The organism is Corallococcus sp. AS-1-6, from assembly GCF_020037015.1.
Taxonomy (GTDB): domain Bacteria; phylum Myxococcota; class Myxococcia; order Myxococcales; family Myxococcaceae; genus Corallococcus.
The window spans coordinates 287,426-305,628 of sequence record NZ_JAIQDE010000001.1 but is presented as its reverse complement, the minus strand read 5'-3'; the positions used below and the strand labels follow the sequence as shown (position 1 = coordinate 305,628).

The 18,203-nt window shown below is 70.6% G+C and carries 11 protein-coding genes and 1 pseudogene; 9 read left to right on the top strand and 3 right to left on the bottom strand.

All coding sequences use genetic code 11. From position 1 onward, the window contains the following. Window positions 1-191 precede the first annotated feature (191 nt). The 5 genes and pseudogenes from alaS to K8612_RS01235 all read left to right on the top strand — a co-directional run bounded on the left by alaS (window position 192) and on the right by K8612_RS01235 (window position 9,530). Window positions 192-2,885: an alanine--tRNA ligase gene (gene alaS, locus K8612_RS01255; RefSeq protein ID WP_223760984.1), complete on the top strand. Its 2,694-nt coding sequence runs from the start codon at window positions 192-194 to the stop codon at window positions 2,883-2,885. Then, a complete protein-coding gene (locus tag K8612_RS01250; RefSeq protein ID WP_223740037.1) occupies window positions 2,882-3,547 on the top strand; it encodes a hypothetical protein in 666 nt (221 codons plus the stop codon). The genes alaS and K8612_RS01250 overlap by 4 nt, the downstream gene beginning before the upstream one ends. Continuing rightward, a pseudogene (locus K8612_RS39475) lies at window positions 3,544-3,831 on the top strand (TIGR02266 family protein); the annotation flags it as partial. The gene K8612_RS01250 and the pseudogene K8612_RS39475, both read left to right, overlap by 4 nt. Window positions 3,832-7,203: 3,372 nt before the next feature. Continuing rightward, the gene (locus K8612_RS39470) at window positions 7,204-8,802 is read left to right on the top strand and encodes an Hsp70 family protein (RefSeq protein WP_223761170.1); all 1,599 of its coding nucleotides are present in this window, start codon (window positions 7,204-7,206) and stop codon (window positions 8,800-8,802) included. Window positions 8,803-8,906: 104 nt separating this feature from the next. Then, entirely contained in the window at window positions 8,907-9,530 is a 624-nt protein-coding gene (locus K8612_RS01235; protein WP_223760983.1) for a hypothetical protein, read from the top strand. A 48-nt stretch (window positions 9,531-9,578) separates the two neighbouring features. Here the strand turns inward: K8612_RS01235 and K8612_RS01230 are convergent, their stop codons facing one another. Continuing rightward, window positions 9,579-10,916: a glutamate--cysteine ligase gene (locus tag K8612_RS01230; RefSeq protein WP_223760982.1), complete on the bottom strand. Its 1,338-nt coding sequence runs from the start codon at window positions 10,914-10,916 to the stop codon at window positions 9,579-9,581. A gap of 59 nt (window positions 10,917-10,975) precedes the next feature. Between K8612_RS01230 and K8612_RS01225 the strand changes: the two genes are divergently transcribed. The 3 genes from K8612_RS01225 to K8612_RS01215 all read left to right on the top strand — a co-directional run bounded on the left by K8612_RS01225 (window position 10,976) and on the right by K8612_RS01215 (window position 16,352). Further along, entirely contained in the window at window positions 10,976-11,776 is an 801-nt protein-coding gene (locus K8612_RS01225) for an EI24 domain-containing protein (RefSeq protein WP_223760981.1), read from the top strand. Between the two features lie 229 nt (window positions 11,777-12,005). After that, complete coding sequence (locus K8612_RS01220; protein ID WP_223740041.1) at window positions 12,006-15,248, top strand: MXAN_5808 family serine peptidase; 3,243 nt, start codon at window positions 12,006-12,008, stop codon at window positions 15,246-15,248. Window positions 15,249-15,443: 195 nt separating this feature from the next. After that, on the top strand, window positions 15,444-16,352 hold the full coding sequence (locus tag K8612_RS01215; protein WP_223740042.1) for a hypothetical protein: 909 nt from the start codon (window positions 15,444-15,446) through the stop codon (window positions 16,350-16,352). On the opposite strand, the gene K8612_RS01210 is transcribed toward K8612_RS01215, so the two are convergent. After that, window positions 16,353-17,069, bottom strand: coding sequence for a glycerophosphodiester phosphodiesterase family protein (locus tag K8612_RS01210; protein ID WP_223760980.1), 717 nt, complete (start codon window positions 17,067-17,069; stop codon window positions 16,353-16,355). A 119-nt stretch (window positions 17,070-17,188) separates the two neighbouring features. On the opposite strand from K8612_RS01210, the gene K8612_RS01205 reads away from it, so the two are divergent. Next, entirely contained in the window at window positions 17,189-17,413 is a 225-nt protein-coding gene (locus K8612_RS01205) for a twin-arginine translocase TatA/TatE family subunit (protein ID WP_223740044.1), read from the top strand. Here the strand turns inward: K8612_RS01205 and K8612_RS01200 are convergent. Next, the gene (locus K8612_RS01200) at window positions 17,410-18,201 is read right to left on the bottom strand and encodes a hypothetical protein (RefSeq protein ID WP_223740045.1); all 792 of its coding nucleotides are present in this window, start codon (window positions 18,199-18,201) and stop codon (window positions 17,410-17,412) included. The genes K8612_RS01205 and K8612_RS01200 overlap by 4 nt on opposite strands. Window positions 18,202-18,203: the final 2 nt, after the last annotated feature.

Below are 18,203 nucleotides of genomic sequence, written 5' to 3'. Positions count from 1 at the left end.
GGGGGCGAGGACTGGAACGCGAATTCCGGGACCTGAAGCTGGAGCCCCAAGCGTCGTCAGCAGGCCACCCGCCTCGCCCCCGGCCGCTCCCCTGCCCCCGGCCGTCAGCCCTGCCTACATGCTCCGTCCGCCCGGGGATGACCCGTCCAGGAACTGCTGCGCCCGGCCCTCTTGTGGCATATACCCACACCATGCCTTCCGCCCTCACCGCCTCCCAGATTCGCGAGGCGTTCCTCCAGTTCTTCGAGGAGCGCGCCCACCGCCGTGTGGCCTCCTCCTCGCTGGTGCCCGTTGGCGACCAGACCCTGCTGTTCACCAACGCCGGCATGGTCCAGTTCAAGGACGTCTTCACCGGCCGTGAGCAGCGCGACTACCGCCGCGCCACGACCTCGCAGAAGTGCGTGCGCGCCGGCGGCAAGCACAACGACCTCGACAACGTGGGCTACACCGCGCGCCACCACACGTTCTTCGAGATGCTCGGCAACTTCTCCTTCGGCGACTACTTCAAGGCCGACGCCATCGCGTTCGCCTGGGAGTTCGTGACGAAGCGCCTGGGCCTGGCCATCGACCGGCTCGCCGTCACCGTGTTCAACGGCGAGAACAACATCCCCTGGGACGAGGAGGCCTTCGAGCTGTGGGCGAAGCAGGGCGTGTCTCGCGACCGCATCCTGAAGCTCGGCTACAAGGACAACTTCTGGGCCATGGGCGACACCGGCCCGTGCGGCCCCTGCTCGGAGATCCACTACCACCAGGGCGACGACATCCCCTGTGTGGAAGAGGCCGCGGGCCGCAAGTGCCAGGGCGTCGCGTGTGATTGCGACCGGTGGCTCGAAATCTGGAACCTCGTGTTCATGCAGTTCGAGCGCAAGGAGAAGGACGCGCCCCTCATCCCGCTGCCCAAGCCGTCCATCGACACCGGCGCCGGCCTGGAGCGCATCGCGTCCGTCGTCCAGGGCAAGCGCTCCAACTACGACACCGACCTCTTCCAGGGCATCCTCGCCACCGTCAGCGAGCTGTGCGGCAAGCCCTACACGCAGGAGACCGGCGCGTCCCAGCGCGTGGTCGCCGACCACGCCCGCGCCACCGCGTTCCTCGTGGCCGACGGCGTCCAGCCCTCCAACGTGGCCCGCGGCTACGTCCTGCGCCGCATCATGCGCCGGGCCATCCGCCACGGTGATCAGCAACTGGGCATCAAGGAGCCCTTCTTCTTCAAGGTCGTGGACCGCGTCATCGAGCTCATGGGCGACGCGTTCCCCGAGCTGCGTGACGGCCGCACCTTCATCCTCGAAGTCGCCAAGCACGAGGAAGAGGGCTTCCGCCGCACGCTCGACCGCGGCCTCAAGCTGATGGACGAGGAGCTGGCCAAGCTCCAGGCCTCCGGCGGCAAGATGATCTCCGGAGAGGTCGTCTACCTGCTGCACGGCACCTACGGCTTCCCGTGGGACCTCACGCAGATCATCGCGCGCGAGCGCGGCTTCGACGTGGACCTGGAGGGCTTCAAGCAGCTCCAGGAGAAGGAGGCCGCCAGCCAGGACTTCCACGGCGAGAAGAAGTCCACCACGGAGGTCTTCCAGACCGTCCTCGCGCGCACCGCCCCCACCCAGTTCCTGGGCTACGAGGGCGAGGGCCACGAGGGCGAGGGCAGCGTCCTCGCGCTCGTGCAGGACGGCGTGGAGGTGCCGCAGGTCTCCGCGGGCGCCACGGTGGACGTGGTGCTGGACCGCACGCCCTTCTACGGCGAGTCCGGCGGCCAGTTGGGCGACACGGGCCGCATCGTCGCGCACGGCGGCAAGACCGTGGCGCAGGTGAAGGACGCGCAGCGCCCGGTGCAGGGCCTCATCGTCCACAGCGTGGAGGTGAAGGAAGGCACGCTGAAGGTCGGCGACATGGTGCAGACGTCCGTGGACGTGGAGCGCCGCAAGGCCATCCGCGCGAACCACTCCGCCACGCACCTGCTCCACAAGGCGCTCAAGCGCGTGCTCGGCGAGCACGTGAAGCAGGCGGGCTCCGTCGTCGCGCCGGACTTCCTGCGCTTCGACTTCTCGCACTTCTCCCCCGCCACCCAGGAGCAGTTGGAGCAGGTGGAGGACCTGGTCAACACCTGGGTGCGCGACAACGCGGACGCCCAGACGCGCGTCATGAACATCGACGACGCGAAGAAGTCCGGCGCGGTCGCCATGTTCGGTGAGAAGTACGGCGAGACGGTGCGCGTCGTCACCGTGCACCCGGAGTCCACGGAGCTCTGCGGCGGCACGCACGTGAAGCGCAGCGGCGACATCGGCCTGTTCAAGGTCACGAGCGAGAGCGGCGTCGCTTCCGGCGTGCGGCGCATCGTGGCCGTGACGGGCGTGGGCGCGCTCCAGTTCGTGCGCGAGCAGGAGCACGAGCTCAAGAAGGTCGCGGCGCTCTTGCGCACGAACCCCAAGGAGGTCGCCACCCGCGTCGAGGCCACCCAGAAGCGCGTGAAGGAGCTGGAGCGCAAGGTGGAGGAGGTCTCGGTGAAGGCCCAGTCGGCCTCGCAGAAGGACCTCCTGGACCAGGCGCGCGAGGTCAACGGCATGAAGGTGCTGGCCACGCGCGTGGACCCCGCGGACGACAAGGTGTTCCGCGGCATGGCGGATCAACTGCGCGACCGCATCGGCTCGGGCGTCATCGCCATCGGCGGTGAGAAGGACGGCCGCGCCGTCATCCTGGTGGCGGCCACGAAGGACGTCGTCGCCAAGGGCATCAGCGCGGGCAACCTGGTGCGCGAGATGGCCAAGGAAGTGGGCGGCAAGGGCGGCGGCAAGCCGGACATGGCGCAGGCCGGTGGCCCGGACGCGGACAAGCTGCCCGTGGCGCTCGAGAAGCTCTTCGAGCTGGTGAAGGGCGCGAGCCCGGCGTGAGTCCCCGCGCTTCATCCCGCACCCTGGCGTTCCTGACGGCGGCCCTCCTCTCGGGGGGCTGCACGAAGGAGTCCTCCACGTCCGAAGAGGGCCAGGAGGCCGACGCGCGCACGCTCCAGAAGCTGCGCGCGGAGGCGGACCGGGTGAAGCAGGGCGGCGCCGTGGCCACGCGTCCGCGGCCGGCGCAGCGCGAGCCGGAGGAGTCGAAGCTGGCGGGCCTGGCCGCGGGCATGGGCGACAGCGGCCCGCGCAAGCTGCGGCTGCCCGAGCGCAACGACACCGTGCACGTGGACACGGTGGCGATGAAGGTGACGGGGCTGGAGGCGTCGCACTCGGTGAAGGGCTCCGGCAAGGCGGGGCTGGGCCTCACGACGGAGGACCTGTTCCTGCGCGTGGAGCTCATCACCCAGAACGTGGGCGGGATGCCCGCGCCGCTGTCGCTGGAGGGCGCGAAGCTCACGGACGCGAAGGGGCAGACGTATCCGCTGGCGCGTGACGCGCAGGCGGTGGCCGGCACGAAGCCCCTGCCCTCCACGTGGGCGCCCGCGCAGCGCACGGAGGTGGCGCTGCTGTTCGAGGTGCCGCCGGACGCCGTGCAAGACGATGGGCTGGTGCTCGTGGTGCAGGGCTCCGGCGGGGACGTGCGGATCCCCTTGCGATGACCGGGCCGGCCCCCAAGCTCCTCCCCCTGCGCATCCGACTCCCGTACACGGGGGAGGAGGAGTTCATCGAGCGGTATGGCTCGAACGTGGGGCGCGGTGGGGTGTTCGTGGCCACGCGAGCGCTCAAGCCGGAAGGCACGGGGTTGGCGTTCGAGTTCGTCCTCGCGGACGGCACGCGGCTGTTGCGCGGTGAAGGCGTGGTGCTGAAGGCGGATGCGGGGAGCGCGCGCACCGGGATGACGGTGCGCTTCACCAAGCTGGACGCGGCGAGCAAGGCGCTCATCGACCGCATCGTCGCGCGGCGGAGCGGGACGGAGGTGGCGCCGCCGGGGCTGGTGCGACGGACTCCGGCACGACCTGTGACAGGGAGCGAGGCGCCGGCACCGGTGGAGCCTCCGGCGAAGGTTGCCCCCGAGGAACCGTGGACGCGCGCCGCGCCGCCGAAGGCGTCCATGACGTTGCCGGCCGTGAAGCTGCCCGTCGCGGCTGAACCGCCGCCGGACCTGGCGGAGCCGGATGAGCCGGTGTCGCTGTTCCCGGAGCACGCGGCTGACGAGGAAGAGGAGCTGGCGCCACTGCCGACGGTGGACTTCCCGAGGAAGCCCCGGAGGCATCCGGCTGGCGTGGATGCGCAACGGGCGACCCAGGAGATGTTCACGGTCCAGCCGTCCAGCAGGGTCCAGGCCGAGGAACGGCCGCCCGTGGCCTCCGGCACCTTCGCGGCCGTGATGGCGCCGGAGCCTTCCACGGATCCACGGCACGTTGAGGCTTCCGTGGGGGCGGCGGATCCAGCCTCGGCCGATGACGGCCGTGCGGAAGCTTCGGCTTGGGAGACGCCCGCCAGTACCGCGAACATCCCGGCGACTTCATTCACCGACGCCTCTGCATGGGATTCGGCGCCGAGCACCGCTGACGCACCGGCTGCTCCGGCTTGGGATGCGACCTCCACGGAGGCGCCCGCCGGTACCGAGAACGCCGCGACGACTTCGTTCGCTGGCACCGAAGCCTCTGCTTGGGATGCGACTCCGAGCACAGCGGAGACCAATGACGGCCACGCGGCGGCAGCGCCCTGGGACCCGACTCCCTCGGACGCGCAATCCGCGGTGCCTGGTGAGCACGCCTCCGTTCCGGATGCACGCGAGGACGATGCGCCTTCGCCGGAACATGTGGCCTCTGGCGCTCCTGACGTTGGCGAAGCCTCCGCGCACCACTTCACTCCGGCATCCGTGGACGCGTTTGATCCGAACGCCGTGCTCGGAGCCGCGCACGCTCCCGAGCATTCCGGGTGGGTTTCCGAATACGCGGCGGAGGAGACTGGTGACACGGCCTCCGCGTTCGTGGACACGCCAGGAGAAGCGGAACCGGCGCGCGTGGAAGCGACCGCCGTGTCCGGCGAGACGCAGCCGGACTCCGACCCGTCGTTCGACTTCGACGTCGACCTCAGCATGGAGTCGGAGGAGGCCTCCGCTCCGGCAGAGTCCCATTTCGCATCCGCTCCGGACTCCCATGCGACGGAATCAGGCTCCGACGCCGTCAGCTCCCACGAGCCGCCCCATCCAGAGGCGAGCAGTGAATGGACGGCTCAGGACTCCGACACCGAGGGAGCCGATACCGAAGCAGCGCTTCCGTCGGCGGAGCACTTCTCTACCGTCCCGGACTTCGGCGCCGTCGTGGGCTCGACCGAGGAGCCCCTCCCTCCGGAAGAGACGTCCGCGGTAGTCACGGGCTCCGACGCAGGAGAGGACTCTTCCCAGGCGACATCGCAGCCCGTGGAGTTCCATGCGGCGGATGCCCTGAAGGAACCGACGCCGAGCCAACGGGAGGCCGAGCGCCTTCGCGCATGGGGCATCGACCCGGACTCTCTTCCGCGTGCGCTCAGCACGGACTCGGAGGACGCGGATCCGTTCAGCGCAGCGCTTGAACAGGTTGTCGGGGACACGGGCACCGACGAGCCGGCGACGGTTCCCGAGCTCGACACGCAGGCCGTTACGAATTCCGCGGATGCGCCTACTGCGAGTTCGGACCGTGCGCCCGAGCCCGTCTCGGCGCACCCTCTGGAAGAGGAGGACGCATCAACGGTCGTCGTGGTCGAGCTGCCGACCGAGGATGCATGGACGGCGCTCGTCGGCTCATCGGCGCTCTCTTCCTCCGAAGACACGACTCCCACAGTGGCTGCGCCCGTTGTGGACGCGTCATCCGAATTCGAACCGGCGTCGGTTCAAGCGCCAGGGCACGGAGAGGCGCTCGCTTCGGTTCTGGATGCGGAATCCCACGGAGAGGCACCAGCCACGGTGACGCCCGGGGAGACTCCAGCTCCGGCGGTGTTGGGCCCCTCGAACGCGCTCGAATCCGACACGCAGCCGCCCGTCGAGGAATCGACGCCCCTCCAGTCACCGGCCGCTTCGGGCGAAGCCACACAGCCCACAGCAGCAAGTGCGCCCAGTGGCGACGAAGCCGCCACTCCGGTCAGCACGACCGGAGAACCATCGCCAGGCGAATCCGCTGCCGCGCAGCCCACACGGAACAACGAGACTTCCGGTGCGGACAGCTCGACTTCGGAACAACCGCCTGCGCGGACCTCCGCTGAGCCACAGCCCGCCCCCACCAGCGAAACCACCGTACAGAGCAGTACGCCTTCGCAGCAGGCATCCGTCACGGAGCCGCCGCCTCGTTCCAACGAAGCCACTGCGCCCATCAGCGCAGCTTCGGAAGAGCCGCCCCCCCAAGCGTCGGCCGTGACGGAGTCCCTGCGTTCCAGCGAAGCCACCGCCCCCATCAGCACGGCGTCGGAACAGCCGCAGCCACGCGCATCGGGCACGGCAGAAACTCCGCGTTCCAGCGAAGACACGGCGCCCATCAGTGCGGCGTCAGAGCAGTCGCAGCCACGCGCATCGGCCACGGCAGAAACTCCGCACGCCAGCGAAGACACGGCGCCCATCAGCACGGCGTCGGCACAGCCGCAGCCACGCGCGTCGGCCACGGTAGAAGCTCCGCGTTCCAGCGAAGCCATCACGCCCATCAACGCGGACTCGGAACGACCGCGCCCTCAAGCATCGGCCGCGACAGATTCCCAGCGATTGAGCGAAGCCGCGGCGCTCATCAGCACAGCGTTGGGACAAACATCGAGCGCGGCCGCATCCCCGGGCTCTAGCGAAGCCACCGCGCCCGTAGGGACGGCTTCGGAACGACTGTCTCCCCAAGCATCCGCCGCGACAGATGCCTCGCGCTCCAGTGAAGTCAGCGCGGCGGCGGGACAGCCGCATCCCCAAGCATCCGCCGCGACAGATGCCTCGCGATCCAGTGAAGTCAGCGCGGCGGCGGGACAGCCGCATCCCCAAGCATCCGCCGCGACAGACGCATCGCGCTCCAGCGAAGTCAGCGCAGCGGCGGGACAGCCGCATTCCCAAGCATCCGCCGCGACAGACGCCTCGCGCTCCAGCGAAGCCACCACGGCCTCGGCACAGCCGCCTCCTCAAGCACCGGCCGCGACACAACCTCCGCGCGCCAGCGAAGCCAGCACGGCCGCGTCCCAAACCTCCACAGCCCCCCAGTCCCCGCGCACCGACGAAGCCGCGCCTCCCCCTTCCGCTGACGCCCAGGGCGGCGCCACCACCGCGCGCAGCCGCCGCCGCACCTTCTTCGACCTCGCTCCCGCCGTGCCCGTCACCCCGCCCGCGGCGGCGGAGGTCGTGCTCGGCATCGACGTGGGCACTTCGCAGGCTCGCGTCGCCGCGCTCATCGACGGCGTCGCCACGCCCATCCCCATCCCCGGCACCGACGGCTCGGGCCTCCCCTCCGTCATCGCGGTGAACAGCGCCGGCGAGTTCCTGGTCGGTGCCGCCGCCCTCGTCGAAGCCGCCCGCGCTCCCCGCCACGCCGCGACCGGCCTCAAGCGTCTGCTCGGCATGCGCGCCCGCTCCCCGAACCTGCGCTGGCTCTCCCCGCAGCTCACCTTCCCCGTCGCCACCGACCTCCTGGGGGACGCAGGCGTGGAGCTCGATGGCCGCCACGTGGCGCCCACCCTCCTCACCGCGATGCTGCTGCGCGAGCTGCACCAGGCGGCCACCGCGCACCTGGGCCGCAAGGTGACGCGCGCCGTGCTCTGCGCGCCTTCCCACTTCACCGAACGCCAGCGCGCCGCCCTGCGCGAAGCCGCCACCATGGCCGGCCTGGACGTCTCCCGCGTGCTCACCAACAGCGCCGCCGCGGCGCTCGCGTACGCGCACGGCCGGGGCCTCGCCCGCAAACGCGTCCTCGTCGTGGACCTGGGCGGCGGCGGCCTGGAGGTCTGCGTCGTCCAGGTCACCGGCGACGACCTGGAGGTCGTCACCACCGGCGGCGACCCCACCCTCGGCGGCATGGACTTCGACGGCCGCATCGCCGAGGCGCTCGTCAGTGACCTCGCGGAACAGGGCCACCCCCGCCCCGAACACCTGCTCGACTGGGGCCCCCTGCGCACCCTCGCGGAGTCCACCAAGGAGACCCTCTCCACCCAGGACAGCGTGGACGTCACCCTGCCCACCGGCCCCGGCCCCAAGCTCGACCGCGAGCGCGTGGAGGCACTCACCGCCGACCTCGCCCAGCGCGTCGTCTCCGTCACCCGCGAGGTGCTGGAGTCCAACGCCCTGTCCCCCCAGGGACTGGACGCCGTGCTCCTCGTGGGCGGCCAGTCCCGCTCACCGCTCGTGCGCCGCCGCCTGGAGGAGAGCCTGGGCGTGCCCGTGCGCGACGACGTGGACGCTCGCACCGCCGTGGTGCGCGGCGCCGCGCTGCTCGGTCACGCGCTCCTGCTGTCGGAGACCGGCAAGCCCGCCGCCAGCGTCTCCGAAGTGCTCACCGCCCCCATCGGCGTCGCCGAGGACGCCGGCACCTTCCGCCGCGTGCTGGAGCGCAACACCCGCCTGCCCACCGCCAAGACGCTCGTCATCCCCGTCACCGTCCCCGGTCCGCTGACGCTCGCCTTCTTCCAGGGCACCGCCGCCACCGCCACGGAGAACGAATGGCTCGGCGCCCTCACCCTCACCGTGGAGCGCCCCGGCGAGGTGGAGGTGCACCTGGAGCTGTCCACCGACGGCACCCTCGCCTTCAGCGCCACCCTGCCCGGCGCGAAGCGGCAGCCCGTGACGCTCGCGACGGAGGACCTGGATGACGCCTCCCGCGACGCCCTCATCGCCCGCTCGCCCTTCCACACCGAACCGGAGGCCCGGCCGAGCGGCCTGCTTTCCGGTTTGAAGAAGCTCTTCGGCCGGCGCTGAGGCCCTCGGCCTCCTGGCTCCACCGCGCGGGCAGGTGCCCTGTCGGGCCCCGCCGTCCCAGCTTCCATTCCAGGTCCCACACTTCCCTCAGGAGGAACCTGGACATGACACGGACTTCGATGGTGGCTGGACTGGCGGTGGCGGGCGTCTGCGTGGCCGGCCCCGCGCTCGCGGTGGACGCGACGGAGGTGACACGCAAGTTCAGCGCGGGCAATGAGAACCTCGCGCCCGGTCTGGACGTGGGCGTGGGCTTCGGCGGCTACACCGGCAAGCTGGGCAATGAAACGGGCGTGGGCGGGCTCTTCAACATCACCGCCAACGCCCAGCCCTGGGAGTACCTCGGCCTGGAGTTCGGCTACGAGGGCCAGAACATCCCCATCAATGACGCCCGCGTCCTCGGCGGCAATCACATCTGGCGCAACAACGGCTCGGGCGTGGCCAAGCTGGGGCCCTTCATCGACAACAAGTGGCACCCCTTCGTGGGCGCGGGCTTCGGCTTGAGCTACCTGCACGCGTCCCAGGGCTCACGGCCCACCTACGGCAATGACTGGCAGGTGGAGTGGCCGCTGGCCGCGGGCATCGAATACCGCATGGGCCACCTGGCCGCCGGCGTGCGCGCCACCTACCGCCTGGTCGGCGGCGAGGACCTGACCACCATCCCCGGCACCACCGACGAGGCCAAGGGCAGCCTCTTCAACGGCAACCTCACCGTGGGCGGCCGCTTCTAGCGGCCCGTCGCGTCCGCGGCACACCGCCGCGGACGCGGCCTCACGGCCTCACAGCTCGAAGCGCGTCATCAGCACTTCCGGACGCGGATCTTCCTTCCACGCGTCCAGCACCGCCTGCGCCGGAGACCGGCCCGAGGCCGCCACCGCCTCCAGCGGCGCCAGCAGCGGCGCGTCCTCGGGGTCCAGCCGCTGCAACCCCCGCTTCGCGATGGCCACCAGCTCCCCGGCCAGCCGGTGCAGCTCGCGAGGCCCCAGCTTCCCGGCCAGGCCCTCGCGGCGCGCGGTGTCGTGGAAGGCCAGGTGCTCGGTGAAGTTCAGCCGGGGCAGGAGCAGCTCCACCTCCTCCAGCGCCTGGGCGTCGTAGAGGATGCCGCGCCAGAGGGCCCCCAGGGCCCCCGTCATGGCCGCGCTGGTGCAGTCCGCGCCGCGCACCTCCAGCACCTTCTTCAGCCGCACCTCCGGGAAGAGCGTGGACAGGTGGTCCGTCCAGTCCCCCATGTCCGGCGGCTTGCCCTCGTAGCCCTCCTTCATGAGCTGGCGGAAGGTGAGCTTCGGGTGGCGGTACTCGCCCTCGCGGCGCAGGAACAGGAGCGGCGCGTCCAGCGCCCAGTCCACATACGCCTGATAGGAGAACGAGCCGTCGAACCACGACGGCAGGTAGCCGCAGCGCGTGGGGTCCACCTCTTCCCAGACGCGGCTGCGGAAGGACATGTAGCCGGAGGGCTTGCCCTCCAGGAGCGGGCTGTTGGCGTACAGCGCCACCAGCAGCGGCGTCAGGCGCGCCACCGCCACCGTCTTGCGCACGCAGTCCGCCTCATCCGCCCAGTCCAGGGACACCTGCCCGGTGGACGTCATCAGCATCATGTTCAGCGCCAGCCGGCCGCGCTCCGGCAGCGTGCGGCGCATCACCTGGTAGCGCGTCTTGGGCATCCAGGGCATCTCGCCCGTCGTGCCCACCGGCCGGTAGCCCAGCGCCACCAGCCGCAGGCCCAGGCCGGACGCCGCCGCCTTCGTCTCCTTCAGGTGCGCCAGGTTCTCCTGGTGCGCCTCGCGCGCCGTGCGGAACGGGCTGCCGGACAGCTCGAACTGCCCGCCCGGCTCCAGGGAGATGGCCGCCATCCCGCGCTGCAGCGCGATGACCGGCGACTGGGGCGTCTCGCGGAAGGGCTCGTAGCCGCCCGGCGCGAGGCGCTCCAGCAGGGCCCCCACTCCGTTCGGTCCCTCGTAGGGCACGGGTTGGGCGGACCCCACGGGGTAGATGAACTTCTCGTGCTCCAGCCCGAGCCGGTGCTCGGTCCGGGGCTTCTCCGCCTTGCGAAGCTCTTCCACCAGGGGGGCGGCGGAAGTGAGGGGCTCGGAGGCCACGCGCTTGAGGTCGAGGGACATGTGGGCGCCCTATATAACGGGGCCCGTGGCCCTTGCCCTCATTTGAGCACCCCGACCCCATGCGTCCTGCATCCCCCGTCCCCACCCTGTCTCCCCGGCCCCGTCTGTCGGATTTCCTCCAGGGCATGGGGGTGCTCGGCCGCGCCTTCGGGCTCATCTTCCGCTCGCGCCGCCTCTTCCTCCTCTCCAGCCTGTGCGCGGTCCTCACCGCCATCACCCTGGTGGGACTGGCCGTGCTGCTCTACCGCTACGCCCCCGGGCTCCTGGAGTCCGTGTGGGCCCGCCCCGAGTCCTGGTACGGACAGGCCGGCTGGTACACCGCGCTCGTGCTGGGCGCGCTGGTCGCCTGGGTGGTGGGCGCCAACGTGGTGCCTCCACTCCTCCTCACCCCGCTGCAGGACCCGGTGTCGGAGGCCACCGAGGCCGAGTGTGCGGGGGCGGACGCCGTGCTCTCCCCCGCCTCCTTCCTGCGGGGTTTGACAACGGGGCTGTTGCACACGCTCGCCCGGCTGGCGCTGCTCTTCCTGGGGCTGGCGGTGCTCCTGCCGCTGAACCTCGTCCCGGGCCTGGGCAGCGTGGCGTTCACCGTGCTGGCCAGCCTGTGGACCATGCTCTGGATGGCGGCGGAGCACCTGGCCGCGCCCATGACGCGCCACCTGTACCCCTTCGCCGAGGTGCGCCGCATGCTGCGCGAGCGCCGGGCCCTCTGCCTGGGCTTCGGCGCGGGCGTCTACCTGCTCCTGTGGGTCCCCATCCTCAACACCTTCTTCCTCCCGGTGGCCATCGTCGGGGGCACCCTGCTCTACCGGGCCCTGCGGGAGGCCGGGGACCTGCCCCCGCCGCCGGACGCCCGGGGCTGAGCGCGAAATAAAGGGGCATGCCGGGTGTCCGTACGTCCAGGCCGCTTTGGGAACGCATTGCCTGCGGCAGACGTTCTCGGTCGCTAGTGACAAGGCCACGCCTTGAAGCACCAGGAAGCCGTGATTAGGCTTGCCCGGCCGCTGCCAGGTCCCTTGGCTCACGCTGAACCGTTCGGATTCACAGGGCTTTTCACGCATCACCCGGGACGCCTCTCGCGCCCCAGCTTGGATGAACCGCATGCCGCGTATCTTCCGCCGCATCACCGCCGTCGCCGTTCTGTTGGGGGCCTGGGCATTCGCAGGCAGTGACCGTGCGCCCCTCCCGCTCACCGTGGGAGCGGCGGAGGCGGGGCAGGACTCCTGGGACGGCGCGCTGCCTTCCGCCGGCAAGGGCGAGAAGGCCCCTCACGACCTCAACAGCCTCCGCGTCCTCACGAAGGTCATCCTCTACGTGAAGGAGAACTACGTCGACCCCAAGCGGGTGAAGCCCAAGGAGATGATGATCGCCTCCCTGGAGTACGTGGAGAAGAGCGTCCCGGACGTGCTCGTGGACGGCAACCCGGAGACGGGCAAGCTCAACGTCAACGTCAACGGCAAGCAGAAGGAGTTCGACATCTCCCACGTGGACTCCCTGTGGAAGATGTCCTTCGCGCTGAAGGACGTGTTCGACTTCCTGTCCAAGAACATGCGTCCCATCGAGGAGACGCGGGACATCGAGTACGCGGCCGTCAACGGCATGCTCTCCACGCTGGATCCGCACTCGGTGCTGCTGCGCCCGGAGCTGTACCGGGAGATGAAGCTGTCCACCAAGGGTGAGTTCGGTGGCCTGGGCTTCGTCATCCAGATGAAGGAGGGCAACCTCACCGTGGTGAAGGTGCTGCCCAAGACGCCCGCGTCGCGCGCCGGCATCCAGAAGGACGACCGCATCAAGAAGATTGGGGAGGAGTCCACCGTCAACATGGACCTCAACGAGGCCGTGTCCAAGCTGCGCGGCCCGGTGGACAGCCGCATCACCATCACCGTGGAGCGCGACGGCTGGGACAAGCCGCGCAACATGACGGTGGCGCGCGCCATGATTTCGATTGAGTCCGTGCAGCACAAGCTGCTCGCGGGCGGCGTGGGCTACGTGCGCCTGAAGAACTTCCAGGGCAACACCACGCGCGACCTGGAGGCGGCGCTGACGGACATCCGCAAGCAGGCGGACGCCAAGGGCGGCTTCAAGGGCCTGGTGCTGGACCTGCGCGGCAACCCGGGCGGCCTCTTGGAGCAGGCCATCCAGGTGTCGGACACGTTCCTGTCCAAGGGCACCATCGTCGCGACGGTGGGCTTCAGCGACAAGCTGCGCGAGGAGAAGCGCGCGCGCATGACGGACGGCGAGGAGAACTACCCCATCGCGGTGCTGGTGAACGCGGGCAGCGCCTCCGCGTCCGAGATCGTCGCGGGCGCGCTCAAGAACCTGGACCGCGCGGTCATCATCGGGCGCCAGACGTTCGGCAAGGGCAGCGTGCAGGTGCTCTACGACTTCCCGGACGACAGCGCGCTCAAGCTGACCATCGCCAAGTACCTCACCCCGGGCGACGTCTCCATCCAGGAGGTCGGCATCGTGCCGGACATCCAGTTGGTCCCCACGCGCGTCACCGCGGACCGCGTAGACGTGTTCGCGCCGCGCAAGTCCATGGGCGAGGCGGACCTGGATCAGCACTTCGGCAACCCGGAGTCCTCCACCGTCGCCAAGAAGCGCGAAGAGGTGCTGGACCGCGAGAAGCCGGGCACCAGCCTCAAGTACCTGAAGGTGGACGAGAAGGCCGCCCAGGCCGCCGCCAAGAAGGAGGAGCCCAAGGAGAAGGTCGCCGCCAAGCCGGGCGCCAAGGACAAGAAGGAGCACGGCCAGAATGATCCGCTCCTGGACGTGGACGTGGCCGGCCAGGGCGAGGACCTGGACGACCAGCTCGACGCGGAGTCCCAGGAGGAGATCAAGGAGGACTTCGAGGTCCAGTTCGCCCGCGACTTCGTCCTGAAGGTCCCGGCGGTGAAGCGCAACGAGCAGATCGCCAAGGGCAAGGCGTTCGTGGAGCAGAAGCGCAACGAGGAGGAGCAGCGCATCAACAACGCCATCGCCGCGCTCGGCCTGGACTGGACCCCCGGCCCCACGCCCAAGAACGTGCAGTTGGACGCCAGCTTCTCCCCGGGCGCCGACGCGAAGATCGCCGCCGGCGAGCAGTTGGACATGGTCATCAACGTGGAGAACAAGGGCACGGAGCCGCTCAAGCGCGTGCGTGGCTGGACGGAGAGCGACAACGCGTTCCTCGACCGCCGCGAGTTCCTCTTCGGCGCCATCGCCCCGGGTGAGAAGAAGTCCTGGAAGGTGCAGGTGCGCCTGCCCAAGGACCTCACCAGCCGCCGCGACGACGTGAAGGTGAAGCTGTTCGACGACAACGGCCCGCTGCGCGACACGCTGGTGTCGGAGCTGTCCTTCGTGGAGCTGCCCCGCCCCACGTTCGCCTTCAACTGGCAGGTGGTGGATGACTGCGCCGAGTGCAACGGCGACGGCGTCGTGCAGCGCGGCGAGGACGTCACGGTGGTGATGGACGTCACCAACACGGGCGCGGGCCCGGCGCTGGACTCGTTCGCGCAGATCAAGAACGGCGGCGACGCGAACATCTTCATCGAGAAGGGCCGCTTCAAGCTGGGGGAGATCAAGCCCGGCGAGACGAAGACGGCGCGCTTCCAAGTGTCCCTGAAGAAGGGCTTCAAGGGCGACACCTTCCCGCTGAAGCTGGCCATCCTCGACGAGCCCCTGGAGGAGTTCGTCCTGGAGAAGCTCCAGTTGCCCGTGAAGGACGGCCCCGTGGCCCCGCTGGAGGCGAAGAAGGGCCTGGTGAAGCTCAACGACAAGGCGGAGCTGTTCGCCTCGCCCACCGCGGACGCGCGTCCGGTGGCGAAGCTGCCGCAGGGCGCCACGCTGGCCCTGGAGGCCACCACCAAGGGCTACTACAAGGTCTCGCTGGAGAAGGACCGCTTCGCCTTCGTGCGCACGCAGGACGCGAAGGAAGTGAAGACCGGCAAGGCCCAGGCGCCCAAGACGGTGGCCTACACGACGACGCACCAGCCGCCGGACATCAAGCTGGACGTGGATCCGTCCCACGGCGGCGTGGTGGTGAACGGCGACAAGTTCACCCTCACCGGCGCGGTGAAGGACCCCAACGGCCTGCTGGACGTCTACGTGCTGGTCAACGACCAGAAGGTCTACTTCAAGGCCGTGGATCCCAAGGGCGGCGAGCCCAACACGCTGAAGTTCACCTCCGACTTCGCGCTCAAGGAGGGCAACAACAACGTGCTGGTGGTGGCCCGCGAGAGCACCGAGTTCGCCAGCCGCCGCACGCTGGTCATCCGCCGCCGTCCGGCGGAGGTGGCGCAGAAGGTGACGACGCCCGCCGCCGCGGCCACCACGCCGGTGAAGCCGCGCCAGTAACCCCCCTCCGGGGACGCCCCCGGAGCGCCTGACCCACGGGCGGCTCACTTCCAGCGGACGCTCCCCTCGCACCGGGGAGCGTTTCCCTGGAGGAGGGCCGCCCGTTTTGTTGACGCTTCATCGAGGGCCGATTTAGGGTCCGCCGGAGGTGGGCGCCCGCTTGGCCGGCATGCGTCCCGGAGGCGTGATTCCCCCATGCGGACGTTCAGTCGGTGGCTGGTGCTTGCGACGGCGCTGTCAGGGGCCGCGGCCCATGCGGACGACAACGACCTGGTCATTTCCCGCTTCGGCGTCGAGCGCCGGGGCGCCACTGCCGTCATCACCAACACGGAGTTCGCCGAAGCCAGCGCGGACTTCCGCTCCTTCGCGCGCACGTTCGGCGCGGTGATGACGTCCGCGAACCTGATGCCCCCGCGCACCACGGGCCACTCGGGCTTCGCGTTCAACGCGGAGCTGTCCGTCGTGTCGCTCCCGGAGGACGTGGCGCTGCCCACGGAGGCCGAGCAGCCCGGCTCCGTGCTGGTGCCCTCCCTGCACGTGCGCAAGGGCCTGCCCTTCTCGCTGGAGCTGGGCGGGCGCGTGGGCTGGATCGAGAAGAGCGGCATGGTGACGGCCACGGGCGAGCTGAAGTGGGCCGTCAACGAGGGCTTCACGTACCTGCCGGACGTGGGCCTGCGCCTGCACGTGACGAAGCTGTTCGGCGCGCACAACCTGGACCTGGCCACCACGGGCCTGGACATCGGCGTGGGCAAGCAGTTCCCCCTGGGCGGCATGGTGACGCTCACGCCCTACGGCGGCCTGGACCTGAACTTCGTCAGCGCCACCACGCGCACGCTGGACTTCGACCCCAGCCGCACCCCGGCGGACACGGCGGGCAACGACTCGCGCGACGCGCTGACCAACTCCGCGCCGTACTCGCGGGTGAACGCGGGCGACAACCTCACCCCGCGCTTCTACGCGGGCGCGCGCTTCATTGGCGGCGTGCTCCAGTTGGGCGCGGAGGTCTCCCTCACCAACCTGGGCAGCTTCGACCAGGAGGGCGCCGGCAGCCGCGACCTGCCCTCCGTCTTCGCCTTCAACACCACGCTGGGCCTGGACTTCTAGTCAGCGCAGGGCCTCGCGGATGCGGCCCGGGCGGTTGGTGATGAGGTAGGACACCCCCATGTCCCGCAGCTCGCGGGCGCGCCGGGGGTCGTCCACCGTCCACGCCGCCACGCGCAGGCCGGCGTCGTTCCACGCCGCCACGCGCTCCGGCGTGCACGCCTCGTGGAAGGGGTGCACCGAGTGCGAGGACACCAGCGGGCTCAGCCCGTACGCCTGCAGCGCCCAGGGCTTGTCCGGGTCGATGAGGAAGCCCCGGCGCAGCGTGGGCGCCACCGCCGCCAGCCGGAAGAGGCACAGCGGGTTGAAGCTGGACACCACCACGCGGCCCGCCAGGTCGCGCTCGCGCAAGAGCCTCGCCACGCCCGCCGCCAGGCCGCCGTCGTCGAAGCGGTCGCACTTCAGCTCGATGTTGACCAGGAAGTGCTCCGGCAGCGCGTCCAGCACCTCCTCCAGGAGCGGGATGCGCGCGGGGGCGAAGCCCAGGCGCGTGCCCACGTCCGCGCGGGACAGCTTCCACCAGGGCGTGGCGCGCACCTCCCAGGGCTGCCCCGCCAGGCGCTCCAGGCGCTCGTCGTGGCACACCACCACCTCGCCGGAGCCGCACACCATGGCGTCCAGCTCCACGCCGTCAGCCCCCTGGCGCACGGCCTCCGCGAAGGCCTCCAGGGTGTTCTCGGGAGCGTCTGCGCTGGCACCACGGTGAGCGAGCAGGAGCATGGGCGCGCAGTGTGCGCTCAAACGCCCCCCACGGGCAGCGCCGGCGTGGCGAGGGCGTCATGGGGCGGACGCGGCCGCGCGACTTGCCTCGGGGGTGGGTTTATTGCAGTGTCCGGCGCATGCTGGGCCTCGGAGAGTTCATCGTCCTCGGCTTCATCCTGCTGGTGGTCTTCTCGGCCGCCCGGATGGGGCAGTTGGGCAACGCGGTGGGCAAGTTCGTCTACTCGTTCCGCAAGGCGTCGCGCGGCGACGACCTGGTGGACGTGAAGCACCTGCCCCACTCGCGCCGGGGCACCACCGACGCGGACTACACCGACGGCGCCCCCAAGGACCGCCGCTCCTAGAACTCCTCCCCCGTCGGAAGCACCAGCGGACCGGGCGGGCTGCCGGGCGCTGGCGCCAGCAGCAGGCGCGCGGCCTGCTGCCTCAGGGCGGGGAGCAGCCCCGTGTCCTCCACCAGCTCGCGCAGGTCCGCGGTGGACAGCAGCGGAACCAGCTTCGCGCCCACCTCCGGCGGCAGGTACGGGTTGAAGGCCAGCGCGCGGCGCACCTTGTGGCGCACGGACCAGCGCGGCGACTTCCAGATTTCGACGAGCGGCTCCGGACGCGCGGGCCTGCGCGCCGCGATGCGCACCACCAGGTCCTCCGTGAGGCGCGGGTTGATGAGCACGTTGCGCAGCACGGCCGGGTTGCTGACGGTGGCCAGGCGCGACAGCACGTCCGGGTCGCGCGTGAGGCGGGCCTGCTGCTTCAGGTGGCCCAGCGACTGGTTGGCGGCCTGCGCGTCCGCGCGGGCGGCGGCGTCCGCGTCCAGCTCCTTGCGCGCGGGGCCCTGGGCGAAGAGGTCCGCCACCGCCTCCAGCGACTGCACGTGGGCCATGCGCCGCAGCGCCTCCACGTGGGGGATGTGCTCGGCCTCCTGGTCCAACGCGGCCAGGAAGTCCGACAGCACGCAGGTGGCGGGGGCCTGCCCCGCGCGGGACAGGGACAGCAGGTGGCCGATGAGCTCGTTCGTGTCGAACGGCTCACGCCGGGCCAGCTCACGCGCGGCGGCCTTGCGGCGCACGGTGGCGCCTCCGCCCAGGGCGTGCAGGTTGCGCGCGAGCGCGCGGGCCTCCTCCAGCGTGGACATGG